Source organism: Streptomyces sp. NPDC058295 (assembly GCF_042880655.1).
In the GTDB taxonomy this organism is placed as follows: domain Bacteria; phylum Actinomycetota; class Actinomycetes; order Streptomycetales; family Streptomycetaceae; genus Streptomyces; species Streptomyces coriariae.
In genome coordinates, this window is the sequence record NZ_JBHVYO010000001.1 from 486,054 (window position 1) to 502,873 (window position 16,820).

Consider the following 16,820-nt stretch of genomic DNA (forward strand, 5'->3'; position numbering starts at 1 on the left):
CGCTGGGACTGGGCGGTGCCCTCTGGTTCCGCCCGCCCGGCCTGACTCCCCTTCGAAGGGAGGTGCCGCACATGTCCCGCTCGATCCGCCCGGACGCGGTCCTGATCCAAGCCGTCATCGCCGGCGCGCTGTCCTTCGCCCACCTGCACGACCTGGCCGAAGCTGCCGGACAGACCGGTTGGAAAGCCTGGGCCTACCCGATCTCGGTCGACCTGCTGTTGGTCGCCGCCTGGCACCGACTGCGCGCAGCCCGCTGGGACCGCTCCGCGTGGACCTGGTTCGTGATCGCCCTGACCGCGTCTCTCGGCGCGAACATCGCCACCGCCGGGCTCCTCGATCTCAGCAACGTGCCCTCCTGGTTGCGGATCCTCGTCGCCGGCTGGCCCGCCCTCGCCTTCCTCGGCGGAACGCTCCTCGTCCACAGTCCTGCCGAACCGGTTGTCCCTGCACAGCCTGTGGACGAACCGGCCGCGCCGGAAGTCGAGATGCACCGCACCGACGAATCCGCCCCCGCCTCGGCCGCGCCTCTGCCGGAACTGGAACCCGCTCCACCGCAGCCCGCGCCCGACGTGCCGGCCGCGCTGCTGGACCACGCCCGAAAGATCGCCGCCGCCCACCGGGCCTCTACCGGCACCCCGATGCCCGCAGACGTCCTGTCCGCCCGCCTCGGCCTGCCCGCACCGACCACCGCAGCAATCGCCGCGCAACTACAGCTCACCTGATCAGACAGGAGTGCTTCTCATGCCCCAGACCTTCAACACCCCCGCCGACTACGTCGACGCGGCCCGCGAGATGGCCGACGCCGGCCGCCCGGCTCTGGCCCGGCTCCTCGCCGAGGAAGCCGCCGACCGCACGCCGGACCCGGACGCCTCGGCGCGCATCCTCGCCGAGTTCCCCGGCCACAGCCTGCGACGGGAGGGCTGACCCATGGCTGCTCACCGCCGCTTCCGTGACCGCATCCGCATCGGCCCCGTCCAGGTCGCCACCTACTACGACGGGCGCGGCCGGGACATGCACACCGCCGCCTGCACGGCCCCCGGCTGCGGCTTCTCCACCGACTACCGCGACCGCGCCGCCGCCGAACTCGCCGCCCGCACCCACCGCTGCACCGCCTAGGAGGCCATCGCCATGGACGTCCCCCTCTGGCTCGCCGTGATCGCCGTCGGCTACCTCGGCATCAAGCTCGCCCGCCCGCCGTGGTGGCTGGTCGCCCTGCTCCTCCTCGGCGGCTACCTCGTCGCCGACAGCTTCCTCGCCCCCACCATCGCCACGATCGTCAAATAGAAGGGACCACCCTCGTGTTCACACCGAAGTACCCGCCCCAGGACACCGCACCGCCCGCTACGGCCCCTGCCGCGACCGTCCACACCCCGGTGCCCGTTCAGCCGTCGGCCCCGGCCCCGGCCGCTGCGGTCTCGAACCGGTCCACCGTCCAGCTCACCCCGGGCAGTGCGCTCGCCCTCGCCGCCGGTGGTGGTGCCGTGGTCCTCGTCGTCGGCGCGGTCCTGGTCTCGCTCCTGCTCGCGGTCGCCATCACGGGCGTCTCCGTCGCCGTGGTCGCAGTCGTCCTGCGCGGGCTCGTCAACGACCTGCACAAGGGGCGGTGATCAGCATGAACAAACCTGCCGACCCGACCGTCTTCGGTCCCGAGTATCCGCCCGTTGCCGACCCTCACTCCTACCGTGCCGCGCCTGCATCGATCACCTGCGACGAGCAGGCGTCAACGCTCTGGCTCTACCGCGCAGAAGCCGAGCAAGAGCGCCGACGCGAGGTTGAAGCCGGGGCACGACGGACCGACTACCACGGCTAATCGGCCCCCGGAGCGGCCTCGGTCGCCAAACTTCCGCCGCTCCGGGCGCCTGACCCCATCCAGATCCAATGACCCGAAAGGGAAGCCTCATCATGCCTCAGCACGCCCAGAGCGCGCCCGTCTGCCGCGACTGCGACGGCTTCGCCACCGCCGCCATCACCATCGGCACCCGCCACCCCGACGGATCCCGCGCCACCCTCCGTGTCGCCTGCCCGACTTGCAAGGGCGCCGGCCACGCCCGCCCCAACGTCCGCCTCGCCCGTACGGGGCGGTGAGCGGCGTGGCTCTCTTGAACTGGCGGTCGTCCGGTCACTTCGATCACGGCGGGGACTGCCCCTGCACCCAGTGCGGTCGGCCCACCCCAATGCGCTCCCATACTGGTGAGCCCGTCCACAAGGTGTGTGCCGAGGACTGGAACGATCGCAACCCCGGCGCCCCTCGGCACCAGCACGACGGCCGAGACCTGGGCACCACCCGCTTCCACTCCGACGCCCCGAGCAAGAACCGCAAGGACGGTGCTCGGTGATCGCCCCCGGTCGTGTCCTGGATCTGTTCTCCTGCGCCGGCGGGGCCGCCGTGGGCTATCACCGGGCTGGCTTCGACGTGGATGGCTGCGACCTCGCTGACCGCTCGAACTACCCCTTCCCGCAGCACCGGGGCGACGCCCTTGAATACCTCACCCGCCTGATCGGCACGGGCGACATCGAGCGGTACGCCCTCGTGCACGCCTCCCCGCCCTGCCAGAGCAAATGCGGTCTGACCGTGGGCACGAACGCCTCCCGGGGATGGGGCGGCACGCACGAAGATCTCGTGGCCCCCACCCGGCAACTCCTCGACGCCTCCGGGTTGCCGTACGTGATCGAACAGCCCAACGGCCGTGCGCAGATCCGCAAAGACCTCACCTTGTGCGGCGAGATGTTCGGTCTCGGAGTCCTGCGCCATCGGAACTTCGAACTCGGCCGCTGGGCCACCGTCAAGCCGGCCCACCCCCGTCACCGGGGCTACGTGCGTGGACATCGTCACGGCGTACGCCGTGAGGGCCCCTATGTGGCCGCGTACGGCAAGGGCGGCGGCAAGGCCACCGTCCCCGAGATGCAACAGGCCATGCAGATCACCTGGACCGACGTCCACGAGGAACTCACCGAGGCGATTCCGCCCGCGTACACGCGCTGGATCGGCACCGCCTTCCTGACCGCCCGCCAGGAGGTCTTCGCGTGACCGACGCCGCCACCATGGCGGGCCTGGACCCGGCCACCTTCGCCGACGTGCTGAGGCTGGCCGGGTCCCCCGGCTTCGACCGTATTCAAGACCAGATCCGCCGCACCGGCGGCTGCTCCGACCCGATCCACCTCCAGGGCTCGACCGTCACCCGCGACAGGGCCACCGGCCACGTCCTGCACCACTACGCGACGGACACCGAGCCCGGCGGACGCCTCCGGATCGCCTGCGGCAACCGTCGCGCCTCCCGCTGCCCCTCTTGCGCCTGGACTTACGCGGGCGACACCTACCACCTGATCCGCGCCGGGCTCGTCGGCGACCCGGCCAAGGGCACTCCGCACTCCATCCGCGATCACCCCCGCGTCTTCGCCACCCTGACCGCCCCGTCCTTCGGCCCGGTCCACAACCGCCCCGGCGCCCGGCCCTGCCGCTGCGGCACCCGCCACACCGAGGATGCGCCCGAACTCGGCACACCCATCGACCCGGACACCTACGACTACGCCGGCGCCGTGCTGTGGAACAACCACGCATCCGACCTGTGGCGCTACTTCACGATCTACCTCCGCCGCGAGATCGCCAAGAGGGCTGGCCTCACACAACGCGAGTGTGCAGAGGTCTGCCAGGTGTCCTACGGCAAGGTCGCTGAGTACCAGAAACGCGGGGCCGTGCATTTCCATGCGGTGATCCGCCTGGACGGGTTGTACGAGCTGGCTCCGCCACCCGCCTGGGCCACGCTCGACCTTCTCACCGACGCGATCCAGGCCGCCGCTGCCCGCGTCGCGGTCGACGTCGCGCCAGCCGGTGACCAGCCCGCCCGAACCCTGCGCTGGGGCACCCAACTCGACGTCCAGCCGATCGGCGCCTTCGACCACGGCGAAGAGATCACCGAACAGGCCGTCGCCTCCTACGTCGCGAAGTACGCCACCAAGGCGGCCGAGACCACCGGCACCGTCGACCGCCGCATCGGCAACAAAGAGGCCCTGGTCCTGCTCGACGTGCCCGACCATCCCGCCCGGCTCATCTCGGCTTGCCTCGACCTCCACCCGCTCTACCCGGACCGCAAGTTGCGCGACTGGGCTCACATGCTCGGCTTCCGCGGCCACTTCTCCACCAAGTCTCGCCGCTACTCCACCACCCTCGGGGCCCTGCGCCAGACCCGCGCCGACTACCGCGCCGCGCAGCAACGCGAAGCCCTCGGCCTGCCCGACCCCGACGACATGGAGGCAACGACCCTGACCCTCGCCCACTGGTCCTACGCCGGCCACGGCCACACCCCCGGCGAATCCTGGCTCGCTGCCAATATCCGCCGGGACATCCAGTTCAACCGCGAAACCGCGCGTGAAGCGCTCGCTGATCAGTCCCGGGAAGGGGAGTTCGACCATGAATGAGCGGTACCTCAGCGTCGACCAGGTCGCCGAACTGCTCGGCACCACCGTGCGCTTCCCCCGGCGCCTGATCGAAGAGCGACGCATCACGTACGTCAAGGTCGGACGGCATGTCCGCATCCCTGAGAGCGCCTTACGCGAGTTCATCGCGGCCAACACCGTGAAGCCGCGTCGGCGTGCTCGGGTCCTTCGGGGGGTGGCTGCCTGATGGCCGGCAAGCGTCGACAGTTCGGCCGCGTCCGCAAGCTTCCGTCCGGGCGCTATCAGGCCCGCTACGTCGGCCCTGACGGGGCGCTGCGGCCCGCGCCCGACACCTTCCGCACGAAGCGCGAAGCGGATGACTGGCTGGCTGACGTCCAGACCGAGTTGCGACAGGGGGACTGGCGCGACCCCGATGCGGCCAAGGTTCCGTTCGAGAAGTACGCGGAGGCCTGGGTGGCTGAGCGCCCGTTGGCCGCGAGCACGGCAGAGCTGTACGAGATCCTCGTCCGCGTGCATCTGGTCCCCACTTTCGGGCGGTTGACCATCGCGGACATCACGCCGGCGGCCGTCCGGTCCTGGAGGCGTGCCCGGCTCGACGCCGAAGTCGGTCCCACCACGGTGGCCAAGGCGTACTCCCTGCTGCGGACCATCATGGGCACGGCTGTTGAGGACGGGCTGATCCGCCGCAACCCGTGCCAGATCAGGAACGGCGGCACGGTCAACACCCCGGAGCGGCCCACGGCTTCGGTCCTGGACGTGTTCGCCATCGCGGACGCCTCGCAGCCGCGCTACCGGGCGCTTGTCCTGCTCGGGGCATTCTGCGCGCTGCGCTGGGGCGAACTGGTCGGGCTGCGCCGGCGTGACATCGACTTGGACGAGGGCGTGATCCGGGTGCGCGGCTCGGTCTCCGAGTTGAACAGCGGCAAGAGGATCTACAAGGCCCCGAAGAGCGAAGCGGGCAAGCGGTCGGTCGCCATCCCACAATCGGTCCTCCCCGCGATCGTTGACCACCTGCGGCAGTTCGCGGAATCCGGTGCTGACGGCCGGGTCTTCGTCGGCGCGAAAGGGGCGACTCCCCGCCGGAACCACTTCAACGGGCTGTGGCACAAAGCGTGCGCCGAGGTGGGTGTCGAGGGCCTGCGCTTCCATGATCTTCGGCACACCGGCAACACCCTGGCGTCCTACACCGACGCCAACACGCGGGAGCTGATGGTTCGGCTCGGGCAGAGTTCGACCCGTGCCGCGCTGATCTATCAGCACGGATCCCGCAAGCGTGAACGAGAGATCGCGAACGGCATTGACGCCATGATCGTGGACGCTCTGAAGCGCCGGCCACGCTCGAAGGGGCACGGGAGGGGCACGAAGGACTGAACAGCCCCCAGGAATGCCGAAGGCCCGGGGAGAAGAAATCGACCTCTCACCCGGGCCTTCGTCGTACAGAGCGGGCGACGGGAATCGAACCCGCGTAGCTAGTTTGGAAGACTAGTGCTCTACCATTGAGCTACGCCCGCACATGACGCGCCGCAGGTCAGCGACCGCGGCACTGCAGGCATCGTAGCGGGTCGGCACCCTGCCGCGCACACCGCGTTTCCGGGGCCCGCCGCGGCGCGCCCCGAGGCTGGGTAAAAGCGGCGGTCAGGAGGCCTGCGGGCATGTACCCTACGTGTCGCACCAGACGGGGTGTGGCGCAGCTTGGTAGCGCGTCCGCTTTGGGAGCGGAAGGCCGTGGGTTCAAATCCCGCCACCCCGACCAACGACCGGCCGTGAGCGGCCACCGAACCGCCCGGTACGGCCATCACCGGCCACCGACCCGGCCATCGGTGACCACCGAACGGCCATCACCGGCCGTCAGCGGCCATCTGCGCGGTCACCTCGCTTGATCGCCTTTGGGGCGTGTCGTCGCTGCCGTTACTATGCAAGCTGCACGCCCGTATGCCTCATCCTCTGGTAGGTCCTCCGGGCGGCGAATCCGCGGGAGCCGGTCTGGCTCCTGCAGAAACCAAGAAGTCAGCCCCCAAGGAGACCGAACCGTGAAGAGCGCCGTGGAGACCCTGAACCCGACTCGGGTTCGGCTCAGCATCGAGGTGCCCTTCGAGGAGCTCAAGGACAGCCTCGACGCGGCGTACAAGAAGATCAACCAGCAGGTCACGGTGAAGGGCTTCCGCAAGGGCAAGATCCCCGCCCGGGTGATCGACCAGCGCTTCGGCCGTGGCGCCGTGCTGGAGGAGGCCGTCAACGACGCGCTGCCGAAGTTCTACACCGAGGCGGTCAACGAGGCCGAGATCGACGTCCTCGGCCAGCCCGAGGTCGACATCACGGAGCTGAAGGACGGCGAGACGCTGAACTTCACCGCCGAGGTCGACATCCGCCCGTCCCTGGAGCTCCCCGAGGACTTCTCCTCCATCGAGGTCGAGGTCGACGCCGTCGAGGTGTCCGAGGAGGACATCGACAAGGCGGTCGAGCAGCTCCGCGAGCGCTTCGCCTCGACCTCCCCGGTCGAGCGTGCCGCCGAGGACGGCGACGTCGTGACCGTCGACCTGGAGGCCAAGGTCGACGGCGAGATCCTCGAGGACGGCGTCGCCAGCGGCGTCTCCTACACCATCGGCTCGGGCGAGCTGCTGGAAGGCATCGACGAGGCCGTGAAGGGCCTGGAGGCCGGTGGCGAGGCCACCTTCTCCTCCGAGCTCAAGGGCGGCTCGGCGGCCGGCAAGGAGGCCGAGGTCACCGTCAAGGTCACCCAGGTCGCCGCCCGCGAGCTTCCCGAGCTGGACGACGAGTTCGCGCAGCTCGCCTCCGAGTTCGACACCCTCGAGGAGCTCAAGGCCGACAGCCGCAAGCGCCTCGAGAACACGAAGCAGTACGACCAGGCCACGCAGGCCCAGGAGCGCGTCCTGGAGAAGCTGCTGGAGCTCGTCGAGGTGCCCGTCCCCGAGAAGCTGCTCGAGGACGAGGTCAACACCCGTAAGCACAACCTGGAGCACCACCAGCTCGGCCAGATGGGCCTCGACCTCGACAAGTACCTGGAGATCCAGGGCAAGACCGCCGAGGAGTTCGAGACCGAGACCCGCGAGGCCGCGGTCAAGGGCATCAAGACCCAGTTCGTGCTCGACGAGCTCGTCAAGCGCGAGAAGCTGAACGTCAACCAGGAGGAGCTCACCGAGCACCTCATGCGCCGTGCCGCCTCCTCCGGCATGTCCCCCGACCAGTTCGCCCAGGCGGTCGTCGAGGGCGGCCAGGTTCCGCTCCTGGTCGGCGAGGTCGCCCGCGGCAAGGCTCTGGCCACGGTCGTCGAGTCCGCCACGGTGAAGGACACCAACGGCGAGGTCATCGACCTGGACGACGAGGAAGAGGCCGAGGAGGACGCCGCCGAGGCGACGACCTCCGAGGAGAACACCGAGGCCTGAGCGGCCACGCGTCACCTCTGACACAGACACGAGGGGCCCCGGAGCGGTATGCGCTCCGGGGCCCCTCTGTCATGGGACGCCCGGGCCGGGCGCGTGCGGGCGCGACCGGCGCGACCGGCGCGGGCATGGGCAGCATGGGCGTCACGGAGCTGCCGTGGACTGCCCCAGGGCACACAACCGGCCGCAGGCCGGCCCGTCCGAGGCGGCGGCCCGTCCGGCGGTGCGGGCCGGTGTGCAGGCAGGGTGTCGGGGTGCCGCTCCGCGCGGTGCGGCCCGGCGGCGCCGGTACGGTCGTCGCGGCGGCGAAGGCGCGTCCCACCGCGGGGCGCGACCGCCCGTGGACGGCCCGTGGCCGTCCACGGACGAGACCCCCATGTCTACGCCCCCGGCGAACACTCTCCTCTCCGGGATTCCCCGAAGGGACCCGCGCGTTAGGGTCCATGAGTACGAGGGCAGGGGACTCTCCGTTGCCCCCCGGCAGTACACGTGAGACGGCCCGGCGCCGTCGTAAGACGAGCAGGTGGATACGTGACGAATCTGATGCCCACAGCCGCCGGCGACCCCATCGGTGGTGGCCTCGGCGACCAGGTCTACAACCGGCTGCTCGGCGAGCGGATCATCTTCCTCGGCCAGGCGGTCGACGACGACATCGCCAACAAGATCACCGCACAGCTGCTGCTCCTTGCCGCCGATCCGGACAAGGACATCTACCTGTACATCAACAGCCCCGGCGGCTCGATCACGGCCGGTATGGCGATCTACGACACGATGCAGTTCATCAAGAACGACGTGGTGACCATCGCCATGGGTCTCGCGGCCTCCATGGGTCAGTTCCTGCTCAGCGCGGGCACGCCCGGCAAGCGCTTCGCGCTGCCGAACGCCGAGATCCTGATCCACCAGCCCTCCGCGGGCCTGGCGGGCTCGGCCTCCGACATCAAGATCCACGCCGAGCGGCTGCTGCACACCAAGAAGCGCATGGCCGAGCTGACCTCCCAGCACACCGGCCAGACGGTCGAGCAGGTCACCCGCGACTCGGACCGCGACCGCTGGTTCGACGCGTTCGAGGCCAAGGAGTACGGCCTCATCGACGACGTCATCCCGACGGCGGCCGGCATGCCGGGCGGCGGCGGTACCGGGGCGGCCTGAGGACCACTGACGGCAGCAGGGCCGCGCAGGGCGCTTCGCGGAGCCCCCTGACTCCCTGAGCTCCCGGACTTCCGGGAAGCCTCCTCGGCGGCCCCCGCGGCTCCAGGAGTTCCGAGGAAGCCTCTGGGTGGCCCTCGGAGCCCCTCAGGGCCCCGCGAGGCCTCCCGGGTCGCCGAGGACCTCGGAAGCCGTCAGTGCCCCATCCAGCCCCTCCAGCCCACCGCCCCAGTCCTCTTTCCAGGAGACACCGTGAACGACTTCCCCGGCAGCGGCATCTACGCCCGCACCGAGGCCGAGTACACCGGCCCTCGCGCCGAATCCCGCTACGTCATCCCGCGCTTCGTCGAGCGCACCTCGCAGGGCGTCCGCGAGTACGACCCGTACGCGAAGCTCTTCGAGGAGCGCGTGATCTTCCTCGGCGTGCAGATCGACGACGCCTCCGCCAACGACGTCATGGCGCAGCTGCTGTGCCTGGAGTCGATGGACCCGGACCGGGACATCTCGGTCTACATCAACAGCCCGGGCGGCTCCTTCACGGCGCTGACCGCGATCTACGACACGATGCAGTTCGTGAAGCCCGACATCCAGACGGTCTGCATGGGCCAGGCGGCCTCCGCCGCCGCGATCCTGCTGGCCGCCGGTACGCCGGGCAAGCGCATGGCGCTGCCGAACGCGCGCGTGCTGATCCACCAGCCGTACAGCGAGACGGGCCGCGGTCAGGTCTCCGACCTGGAGATCGCCGCCAACGAGATTCTTCGGATGCGCGCGCAGCTGGAGGACATGCTGGCCAAGCACTCGACCACGCCGATCGAGAAGATCCGCGAGGACATCGAGCGCGACAAGATCCTCACGGCCGAGGACGCGCTGGCCTACGGCCTGATCGACCAGATCATCTCGACCCGCAAGCTGAACAACAACTCGCTCGTTTGACGCACGGGGTCGTCCCGTTCGAGCCCCCTCGGGGCGGTGTGACACGGTCCACGTCACAGTGAACCGTGCCAAGGGGGGCCCGAACGGGGGGCCAGGCAAGGTACCGTCGGAATAAGGCAGCACCAGGAGCCGCTGGATTCGTAAGCGTCCAGTCGTCTCCCAGGCGAAGGGGAAGCACACCGTGGCACGCATCGGTGACGGCGGCGATCTGCTCAAGTGCTCGTTCTGCGGCAAGAGCCAGAAGCAGGTCAAGAAGCTCATCGCAGGGCCCGGTGTGTACATCTGCGACGAGTGCATCGACCTCTGCAACGAGATCATCGAGGAAGAGCTCGCGGAGACGAGCGAGGTCCGCTGGGAGGAACTCCCGAAGCCGCGCGAGATCTACGAGTTCCTCGAGGGCTACGTGGTGGGCCAGGAGCCCGCCAAGAAGGCCCTGTCGGTAGCGGTGTACAACCACTACAAGCGCGTCCAGGCCGGTGAGAACGGCGGCGGCCAAAGCCGCGAGGACGCCATCGAGTTGGCGAAGTCCAACATCCTCCTGCTCGGCCCCACCGGATCGGGCAAGACGCTCCTGGCGCAGACCCTGGCGCGCATGCTGAACGTCCCGTTCGCGATCGCCGACGCCACGGCGCTGACCGAGGCGGGCTACGTCGGCGAGGACGTCGAGAACATCCTGCTGAAGCTGATCCAGGCCGCGGACTACGACGTCAAGAAGGCCGAGACCGGGATCATCTACATCGATGAGATCGACAAGGTCGCGCGGAAGAGCGAGAACCCCTCCATCACCCGTGACGTGTCGGGCGAGGGCGTGCAGCAGGCCCTGCTGAAGATCCTGGAGGGCACCACCGCCTCGGTCCCGCCGCAGGGCGGCCGCAAGCACCCGCACCAGGAGTTCATCCAGATCGACACGACGAACGTGCTGTTCATCGTGGGCGGTGCCTTCTCGGGCCTGGAGAAGATCATCGAGACCCGGGCCGGCGCCAAGGGCATCGGGTTCGGCGCGACGATCCGCTCCAAGCGCGAGCTGGAGTCCAAGGACCAGTTCGAGGCCGTCATGCCGGAGGACCTGGTCAAGTTCGGCATGATCCCGGAGTTCATCGGCCGTCTCCCGGTCATCACCTCGGTCCACAACCTGGACCGCGAGGCGCTCCTGCAGATCCTGATCGAGCCGCGCAACGCGCTGGTGAAGCAGTACCAGCGGCTCTTCGAACTCGACGGTGTGGAGCTGGACTTCGAGCGGGAGGCGCTGGAGGCCATCGCCGACCAGGCCATCCTCCGCCAGACCGGCGCCCGCGGCCTGCGCGCGATCATGGAGGAAGTCCTCCAGGCGGTCATGTACGAGGTCCCGTCCCGCAAGGACGTGGCCCGCGTGGTCATCACGGCGGACGTGGTCCTCTCCAACGTCAACCCGACCCTGATCCCGCGCGACGCGCGCGGCGGCCGCGGCCCGGGCGAGCAGAAGACCGCCTGATCCTCACCCGTACGACGAAGGGGCCCCGGTCAACCGACCGGGGCCCCTTCGTGGTTGAGTCGAGCGGTCCGGAGCGTCAGGCCTTGACGCGGACCTCGTCGCGCAGCTTCGTGGTGATGTCGATCGCCACGTCCTTGGTGATGCCCTTCGTGGCGTCGCCCGGCGAGACCATGGCGATGGTGCTGTAGTCGGCCCAGGCGCAGAACCAGTCGGTCTTCTCCTGCTTGGTGATCGTGTCCGTGCCCTTGGCCGCCTGGCACTTCATGACCGCGCCGTCGAGGTCGGCCGCCACGGGCTCGCCGACCAGCTCGGTGTCGGAGCTGCCGCTGCCCGAGTCGGAGGAACTTTCCCCGGACGACTTCTTGAAGTCGGCGAAGAAGGTGTCGAGCGCCTTCTCGGGGTCGGCGATCGTGCCGTAGGCACCGGCGTACGTGATGCCCTTGGCCGTCGCGAGTTCGGACGAGTCGGGGAGGGTGCTGGGGTCCTCGGGGTCGTACCCGCTCAGGTCCGCAGTCGAGTAAACGCCGATCACGGTCTTGCCGTCCTTGACGCCGCTCTTCTCCAGCTCCGCCGCCGTGTCGTCGCCCGCGGTCGCCCCGTCGTCGGAGGCCCGCGTGTACTCGGTGAGCACCTTCGTCGGTGTGGCCAGCGTGTGTGCGCCGTCGTCCTCGAGGCCGCCACCGCCTCCGCCGATCACGAAGTACGCGCCCACGCCGATCGCGGCGACGACCGCGATCGCGCCGATGACGATGCCCGCCTTCTTGCCGCCGCCGCTCGGGGCCGGGGGCTGCGGGACGCCGTACGGAGGCTGACCGTAGGGCGGCTGCTGGCCGTAAGGAGGCGTCGGCTGCTGGGCGTACGGCGGCTGCTGGCCGTAGGGCGGGGTCTGCGCGGGGACGCCCTGCGGCGGCTGCTGGGGGAAGCCGTAGCCGGGCTGCGGGGTGGGCGGCTGCTGGGGGTAGCCGTAGCCGGGCTGGGGCGCCTGCGGCGGCTGACCGTACGGGCCTTGCTGGCCGTACGGTCCGGGCTGCTGGGGCGGCCCGCCGTACGGGCCCGGCTGGTTGTGACTCATTTCTGGGTTCCCCTCCAGATGCTTATGTGATTTTCACATCCTGGCTCAAGGTCAACACCTGCACGGCAGCGGGGCCCCTACCGTTACAGAGCAAACACGTTTCGGGACGGCGCCGTGACACCCCTAAACTGGGCGCGTGACCGAGAACGCTCAGCAGCAGCCATCAGCGCCCCCCACCGAACTGCCGACCCAGTACGCGCCGGCCGACGTAGAGGGGCCGCTGTACGAGCGCTGGGTGGAGCGGGGCTACTTCGAGGCCGACGCGAAGAGCGAGAAGCCTCCGTACACCGTCGTCATCCCCCCGCCGAACGTCACGGGCAGCCTGCACCTCGGGCACGCCTTCGAGCACACCCTCATCGACGCCCTCACCCGCCGTAAGCGCATGCAGGGCTTCGAGACGTTGTGGCAGCCCGGCATGGACCACGCCGGCATCGCCACGCAGAACGTCGTCGAGCGGGAGCTGGGCAAGGAGGGCAAGTCCCGGCACGACCTCGGCCGGGAGGCGTTCGTCGAGCGCGTCTGGCAGTGGAAGGGCGAGTCCGGCGGCCAGATCAGCGGCCAGATGCGCCGCCTGGGGGACGGCGTCGCGTGGTCGCGTGAGCGCTTCACCATGGACGAAGGTCTCTCCCAGGCCGTCCAGACCATCTTCAAGCGGCTCTACGACGACGAGCTCATCTATCGCGCCGAGCGCATCATCAACTGGTGTCCGCGCTGTCTCACCGCGATCTCCGACATCGAGGTCGAGTACCAGGACGACGACGGCGAGCTCGTCTCGATGAAGTACGGGGAGGGGGACGAGACCATCGTCGTCGCCACGACCCGCGCCGAGACGATGCTCGGTGACACGGCCGTCGCCGTCCACCCCGACGACGAGCGCTACAAGCACCTGGTCGGCAAGCAGATCCGGCTGCCGCTGACCGAACGGTCCATCCCGGTCGTCGCCGACACGCACGTCGACCCGGAGTTCGGCACGGGCGCGGTCAAGGTGACCCCGGCGCACGACCCGAACGACTTCGAGATCGGCCAGCGCCACGACCTGCCGTCCCTCACCATCATGGACGAGCACGCCGTCATCACCGCCCACGGCCCCTTCCAGGGCCTGGACCGGCTGGAGGCCCGCTCAGCCATCGTCGCCGCCCTGCGCGCCGAGGGCCGGATCGTCGCCGAGAAGCGGCCGTACGCCCACTCCGTCGGCCACTGCTCGCGGTGCAAGACCACCATCGAGCCGCGGCTGTCCATGCAGTGGTGGGTCAAGGTCGGTCCGCTGGCGAAGGCCGCCGGTGACGCCGTCCGCGACGGCCGTGTCAAGATCCACCCCCAGGAGATGGAGAAGCGCTACTTCGACTGGGTCGACAACCTCCACGACTGGTGCATCTCGCGGCAGTTGTGGTGGGGTCACCGCATCCCGGTCTGGTACGGGCCGAACGGCGAGGTCGTCTGCGTCGGTCCCGACGACGAGGCGCCGACCGGCGAGGGCTGGCGTCAGGACACCGACGTCCTCGACACCTGGTTCTCCTCCGGCCTGTGGCCGTTCTCCACGCTCGGCTGGCCCGAACAGACCGAGTCGCTCGCGAAGTTCTACCCGAACTCCGTCCTGGTCACCGGCTACGACATCCTCTTCTTCTGGGTCGCCCGGATGATGATGTTCGGCCTCTACGCGATGGACGGCACCCCGCCGTTCCACACCATCGCCCTGCACGGCATGGTTCGCGACCAGTTCGGCAAGAAGATGTCGAAGTCCTTCGGGAACGCGGTCAATCCGCTGGACTGGATGGACAAGTACGGCTCCGACGCGCTCCGGTTCACCCTGGCCCGCGGCGCCAACCCCGGTGTCGACGTCCCGATCGGCGAGGACTGGGTCCAGGGCTCCCGCAACTTCGCCAACAAGATCTGGAACGCGACGCGGTTCGCGCTGATGAACGGCGCCACGGTCGACGGCCCGCTGCCGGACGCCTCGCAGCTGTCGGCGACGGACCGCTGGATCCTGTCCCGCCTCAATTCCGTCGTCGCCGAAGTCGACGCGCTCTACGACGACTTCCAGTTCGCGAAGCTCTCCGACGCGCTGTTCCACTTCGCCTGGGACGAGGTCTTCGACTGGTACGTCGAGCTGTCCAAGACGACGTTCATGGCCGGCGGCGAGCCCGCGAAGGTCTCCGGCCGCGTCCTCGGCGAGGTCCTCGACGTCACCCTCAAGCTGCTGCATCCGGTGGTCCCGTTCGTCACCGAGACGCTGTGGACCACGCTCACCGGTGGCGAGTCCGTCGTCATCGCCGAGTGGCCCGAGGACAGTGGCTTCCGGGACGCGGCCGCCGAGCAGGAGATCCGCAGTCTCCAGTCCGTGATCACCGAGGTCCGCCGCTTCCGCGCCGACCAGGGCCTCCAGCCCGGCCAGCGGGTCCCGGCCCGGCTGACGCTCGACGGCACGGCGCTGGCGCCCCACGAGACCGCCATCCGCCAGCTCCTCCGCCTCCAGCCGGAGGGCGACGCCTTCTCGGCGACGGCGACGCTGCCGGTCGCGGGCGCCACGGTCGCGCTGGACCTGTCCGGCACGATCGACCTGGTCGCGGAGCGCAAGCGCCTGGCCAAGGATCTGGCGGCCGCCGAGAAGGAGAAGGCCCAGGCCCACGCCAAGCTCGGCAACGAGGCGTTCCTGGCGAAGGCCCCGGACAACGTGGTGGAGAAGATCCGCGCCCGCCTCGCCAAGGCGGACGAGGACATCGCCCGCATCCAGACCCAGCTGGAGCGCCTGCCGCAGGCGTAGGCACCGTGGGGCGCCCTGACGACGCCGTACGACGCCTGACGACGAAGGCCCCCGGGACCGTCACGGTTCCGGGGGCCTTCGCCTACGTCCGTCACCGGCCGTCCGTAGACTGGCCCCGTGAGCGAGCTCCCCCCGAACGGCAACCAAGACGACCTGCCCGACCCCCTCGATCCCTTCGACGAGATCATCGCGGAGGAGACCGACCGCGACCCCGATCTCGCGGTCATCGAAGCCGGCAGCCGCACCCTGCGCACCCTGGGCGGCGCGCCGCAGGCCGATGTGCCCACGCGTCCCGAGGACCCCGAGGTCGACAAGGCCCTGCGCGAGGTCGAGGCGGAGCTGGCCACCCGCTGGGGCGAGACCAAGCTGGAGCCCTCGGTCGACCGCATCGCCGCGCTGATGGACGTGCTGGGGGACCCGCAGCGGTCGTACCCCTCGATCCACATCACCGGGACCAACGGCAAGACCTCCACCGCCCGCATGGTCGAGGCCCTGCTGGGCGCCTTCGACCTGCGCACGGGCCGGTACACCTCCCCGCACGTCCAGTCGATCACCGAGCGGATCAGCCTGGACGGCGCGCCGATCTCCGCCGAGCGGTTCATCGAGACGTACGACGACATCAAGGCGTACGTCGAGATGGTCGACGGCATGCAGGAGTACCGGCTGTCGTTCTTCGAGGTGCTCACCGGCATGGCGTACGCCGCCTTCTCGGACGCGCCGGTCGACGTCGCCGTCGTGGAGGTGGGGATGGGCGGATCGTGGGACGCGACCAACGTGATCGACGGTGACGTCGCCGTCGTCACGCCCATCGACCTCGACCACACCGACCGGCTCGGGGAGACGACCGCCGAGATCGCCGCCGAGAAGAGCGGGATCATCAAGCAGGACGCCACCGTCATCCTGGCCCAGCAGCCCGTCGACGCGGCCCAGGTGCTGCTGAAGAAGGCCGTCGAGGTCGACGCCACCGTGGCCCGGGAAGGCCTGGAGTTCGGGGTCGTCGCCCGTCAGGTCGCCGTCGGCGGACAGATGGTGACACTGCGCGGCCTGGGCGGCGAGTACCCCGAGGTGTACCTGCCCCTGCACGGCCCCTACCAGGCGCACAACGCGGCCGTCGCGCTCGCCGCCGTCGAGGCGTTCTTCGGCGTCGGCTCCCAGCGTCCCGAGCCGCTCGACATCGACACGGTCCGCAAGGCCTTCGCGGCCGTCTCCTCGCCGGGCCGCCTCGAAGTCGTACGGCGCTCCCCGACCGTGGTCCTGGACGCCGCCCACAATCCGGCCGGCGCGCGGGCCACCGCCGAGGCCGTCGGTGAGGCCTTCGACTTCAGCCGGCTGATCGGAGTGGTCGGGGCCAGCGGCGACAAGAACGTGCGGGGGCTCCTGGAGGCCTTCGAGCCGATCTTCGCGGAGGTCGTCGTCACCCAGAACTCCAGCCATCGCGCGATGGACGCCGACGAACTGGCCGCGATCGCCGTCGAGGTGTTCGGCGACGACCGCGTCCAGGTCGAGCCGAGGCTGCCCGACGCTCTGGAGGCGGCGGTCACGCTCGCCGAGGAGGAGGGCGAGTTCGCGGGCGGCGCGGTACTGGTCACCGGTTCCGTCATCACGGTCGGCGAGGCCCGGCTGCTTCTCGGAAAGGGCTGA

At 69.7% G+C, this 16,820-nt stretch carries 18 protein-coding genes and 2 tRNA genes; 18 read left to right on the forward strand and 2 right to left on the reverse strand.

The features are described from left to right. The first annotated feature begins 71 nt into the window (after window positions 1-71). The 11 genes from ACFVYS_RS02150 to ACFVYS_RS02200 all read left to right on the forward strand — a co-directional run bounded on the left by ACFVYS_RS02150 (window position 72) and on the right by ACFVYS_RS02200 (window position 5,766). Window positions 72-722, forward strand: coding sequence for a DUF2637 domain-containing protein (locus ACFVYS_RS02150; RefSeq protein ID WP_389497946.1), 651 nt, complete (start codon window positions 72-74; stop codon window positions 720-722). A 19-nt stretch (window positions 723-741) separates the two neighbouring features. Next, window positions 742-924 carry a hypothetical protein gene (locus ACFVYS_RS02155; protein WP_389497948.1) on the forward strand — a complete coding sequence of 61 codons (183 nt, stop codon included), beginning with the start codon at window positions 742-744 and terminating at the stop codon, window positions 922-924. 3 nt (window positions 925-927) lie between these two features. Further along, window positions 928-1,116, forward strand: a complete 189-nt coding sequence (locus ACFVYS_RS02160; protein ID WP_389497950.1) for a mobile element transfer protein — start codon at window positions 928-930, stop codon at window positions 1,114-1,116. A gap of 12 nt (window positions 1,117-1,128) precedes the next feature. Beyond that, window positions 1,129-1,284 carry a hypothetical protein gene (locus tag ACFVYS_RS02165; protein WP_328479507.1) on the forward strand — a complete coding sequence of 52 codons (156 nt, stop codon included), beginning with the start codon at window positions 1,129-1,131 and terminating at the stop codon, window positions 1,282-1,284. A 14-nt stretch (window positions 1,285-1,298) separates the two neighbouring features. Next, window positions 1,299-1,607 (forward strand): SpdD protein, encoded by a 309-nt coding sequence (locus ACFVYS_RS02170; protein ID WP_389497952.1) that lies wholly within the window; start codon window positions 1,299-1,301, stop codon window positions 1,605-1,607. Beyond that, window positions 1,604-1,810 carry a hypothetical protein gene (locus tag ACFVYS_RS02175; RefSeq protein ID WP_389497954.1) on the forward strand — a complete coding sequence of 69 codons (207 nt, stop codon included), beginning with the start codon at window positions 1,604-1,606 and terminating at the stop codon, window positions 1,808-1,810. The genes ACFVYS_RS02170 and ACFVYS_RS02175 overlap by 4 nt, the downstream gene beginning before the upstream one ends. Window positions 1,811-1,902: 92 nt before the next feature. Beyond that, window positions 1,903-2,085: a hypothetical protein gene (locus tag ACFVYS_RS02180; RefSeq protein WP_389497956.1), complete on the forward strand. Its 183-nt coding sequence runs from the start codon at window positions 1,903-1,905 to the stop codon at window positions 2,083-2,085. Between the two features lie 247 nt (window positions 2,086-2,332). Then, window positions 2,333-3,028, forward strand: coding sequence for a DNA methylase (locus ACFVYS_RS02185; protein WP_389497958.1), 696 nt, complete (start codon window positions 2,333-2,335; stop codon window positions 3,026-3,028). Next, the gene (gene repSA, locus ACFVYS_RS02190; protein ID WP_389497960.1) at window positions 3,025-4,416 is read left to right on the forward strand and encodes a replication initiator protein RepSA; all 1,392 of its coding nucleotides are present in this window, start codon (window positions 3,025-3,027) and stop codon (window positions 4,414-4,416) included. The genes ACFVYS_RS02185 and repSA overlap by 4 nt, the downstream gene beginning before the upstream one ends. Beyond that, window positions 4,409-4,621, forward strand: coding sequence for an excisionase family DNA-binding protein (locus ACFVYS_RS02195; protein WP_389497962.1), 213 nt, complete (start codon window positions 4,409-4,411; stop codon window positions 4,619-4,621). Before repSA ends, ACFVYS_RS02195 begins: the two co-directional genes overlap by 8 nt. Further along, a complete protein-coding gene (locus ACFVYS_RS02200) occupies window positions 4,621-5,766 on the forward strand; it encodes a tyrosine-type recombinase/integrase (protein WP_389497964.1) in 1,146 nt (381 codons plus the stop codon). The genes ACFVYS_RS02195 and ACFVYS_RS02200 overlap by 1 nt, the downstream gene beginning before the upstream one ends. A gap of 69 nt (window positions 5,767-5,835) precedes the next feature. Here the strand turns inward: ACFVYS_RS02200 and ACFVYS_RS02205 are convergent. Continuing rightward, window positions 5,836-5,906, reverse strand: a tRNA-Gly gene (locus ACFVYS_RS02205). A gap of 165 nt (window positions 5,907-6,071) precedes the next feature. On the opposite strand from ACFVYS_RS02205, the gene ACFVYS_RS02210 reads away from it, so the two are divergent. The 5 genes from ACFVYS_RS02210 to clpX all read left to right on the forward strand — a co-directional run bounded on the left by ACFVYS_RS02210 (window position 6,072) and on the right by clpX (window position 11,346). After that, a tRNA-Pro gene (locus ACFVYS_RS02210) sits at window positions 6,072-6,148 on the forward strand. A 277-nt stretch (window positions 6,149-6,425) separates the two neighbouring features. Next, on the forward strand, window positions 6,426-7,799 hold the full coding sequence (tig, locus tag ACFVYS_RS02215; RefSeq protein ID WP_389497966.1) for a trigger factor: 1,374 nt from the start codon (window positions 6,426-6,428) through the stop codon (window positions 7,797-7,799). 540 nt (window positions 7,800-8,339) lie between these two features. Next, window positions 8,340-8,945 carry an ATP-dependent Clp protease proteolytic subunit gene (locus ACFVYS_RS02220; protein WP_028806515.1) on the forward strand — a complete coding sequence of 202 codons (606 nt, stop codon included), beginning with the start codon at window positions 8,340-8,342 and terminating at the stop codon, window positions 8,943-8,945. A gap of 249 nt (window positions 8,946-9,194) precedes the next feature. Further along, window positions 9,195-9,875, forward strand: a complete 681-nt coding sequence (locus tag ACFVYS_RS02225; protein ID WP_020127827.1) for an ATP-dependent Clp protease proteolytic subunit — start codon at window positions 9,195-9,197, stop codon at window positions 9,873-9,875. A 181-nt stretch (window positions 9,876-10,056) separates the two neighbouring features. Next, window positions 10,057-11,346, forward strand: coding sequence for an ATP-dependent Clp protease ATP-binding subunit ClpX (gene clpX / locus ACFVYS_RS02230; RefSeq protein ID WP_020127826.1), 1,290 nt, complete (start codon window positions 10,057-10,059; stop codon window positions 11,344-11,346). Window positions 11,347-11,422: 76 nt separating this feature from the next. Here clpX and ACFVYS_RS02235 read toward each other — a convergent pair whose 3' ends face one another. Continuing rightward, the gene (locus tag ACFVYS_RS02235; RefSeq protein ID WP_389497968.1) at window positions 11,423-12,418 is read right to left on the reverse strand and encodes a hypothetical protein; all 996 of its coding nucleotides are present in this window, start codon (window positions 12,416-12,418) and stop codon (window positions 11,423-11,425) included. Between the two features lie 136 nt (window positions 12,419-12,554). On the opposite strand from ACFVYS_RS02235, the gene ACFVYS_RS02240 reads away from it, so the two are divergent. Together ACFVYS_RS02240 and ACFVYS_RS02245 are read left to right on the forward strand one after the other, a co-directional pair. After that, entirely contained in the window at window positions 12,555-15,179 is a 2,625-nt protein-coding gene (locus tag ACFVYS_RS02240) for a valine--tRNA ligase (protein ID WP_389497970.1), read from the forward strand. Between the two features lie 117 nt (window positions 15,180-15,296). After that, window positions 15,297-16,820, forward strand: coding sequence for a bifunctional folylpolyglutamate synthase/dihydrofolate synthase (locus tag ACFVYS_RS02245; RefSeq protein WP_389497972.1), 1,524 nt, complete (start codon window positions 15,297-15,299; stop codon window positions 16,818-16,820).

Excerpts from the sequence above, each read along its gene's own strand:
- ACFVYS_RS02150 (WP_389497946.1), top strand. The coding sequence starts at position 72 with ATGTCCCGCTCGATCCGCCCGGACGCGGTCCTGATCCAAGCCGTCATC.
- ACFVYS_RS02155 (WP_389497948.1), top strand. The coding sequence starts at position 742 with ATGCCCCAGACCTTCAACACCCCCGCCGACTACGTCGACGCGGCCCGC.
- ACFVYS_RS02160 (WP_389497950.1), top strand. The coding sequence starts at position 928 with ATGGCTGCTCACCGCCGCTTCCGTGACCGCATCCGCATCGGCCCCGTC.
- ACFVYS_RS02165 (WP_328479507.1), top strand. The coding sequence starts at position 1,129 with ATGGACGTCCCCCTCTGGCTCGCCGTGATCGCCGTCGGCTACCTCGGC.
- ACFVYS_RS02180 (WP_389497956.1), top strand. The coding sequence starts at position 1,903 with ATGCCTCAGCACGCCCAGAGCGCGCCCGTCTGCCGCGACTGCGACGGC.
- ACFVYS_RS02195 (WP_389497962.1), top strand. The coding sequence starts at position 4,409 with ATGAATGAGCGGTACCTCAGCGTCGACCAGGTCGCCGAACTGCTCGGC.
- ACFVYS_RS02200 (WP_389497964.1), top strand. The coding sequence starts at position 4,621 with ATGGCCGGCAAGCGTCGACAGTTCGGCCGCGTCCGCAAGCTTCCGTCC.
- ACFVYS_RS02220 (WP_028806515.1), top strand. The coding sequence starts at position 8,340 with ATGCCCACAGCCGCCGGCGACCCCATCGGTGGTGGCCTCGGCGACCAG.
- ACFVYS_RS02235 (WP_389497968.1), bottom strand. The coding sequence starts at position 12,418 with ATGAGTCACAACCAGCCGGGCCCGTACGGCGGGCCGCCCCAGCAGCCC.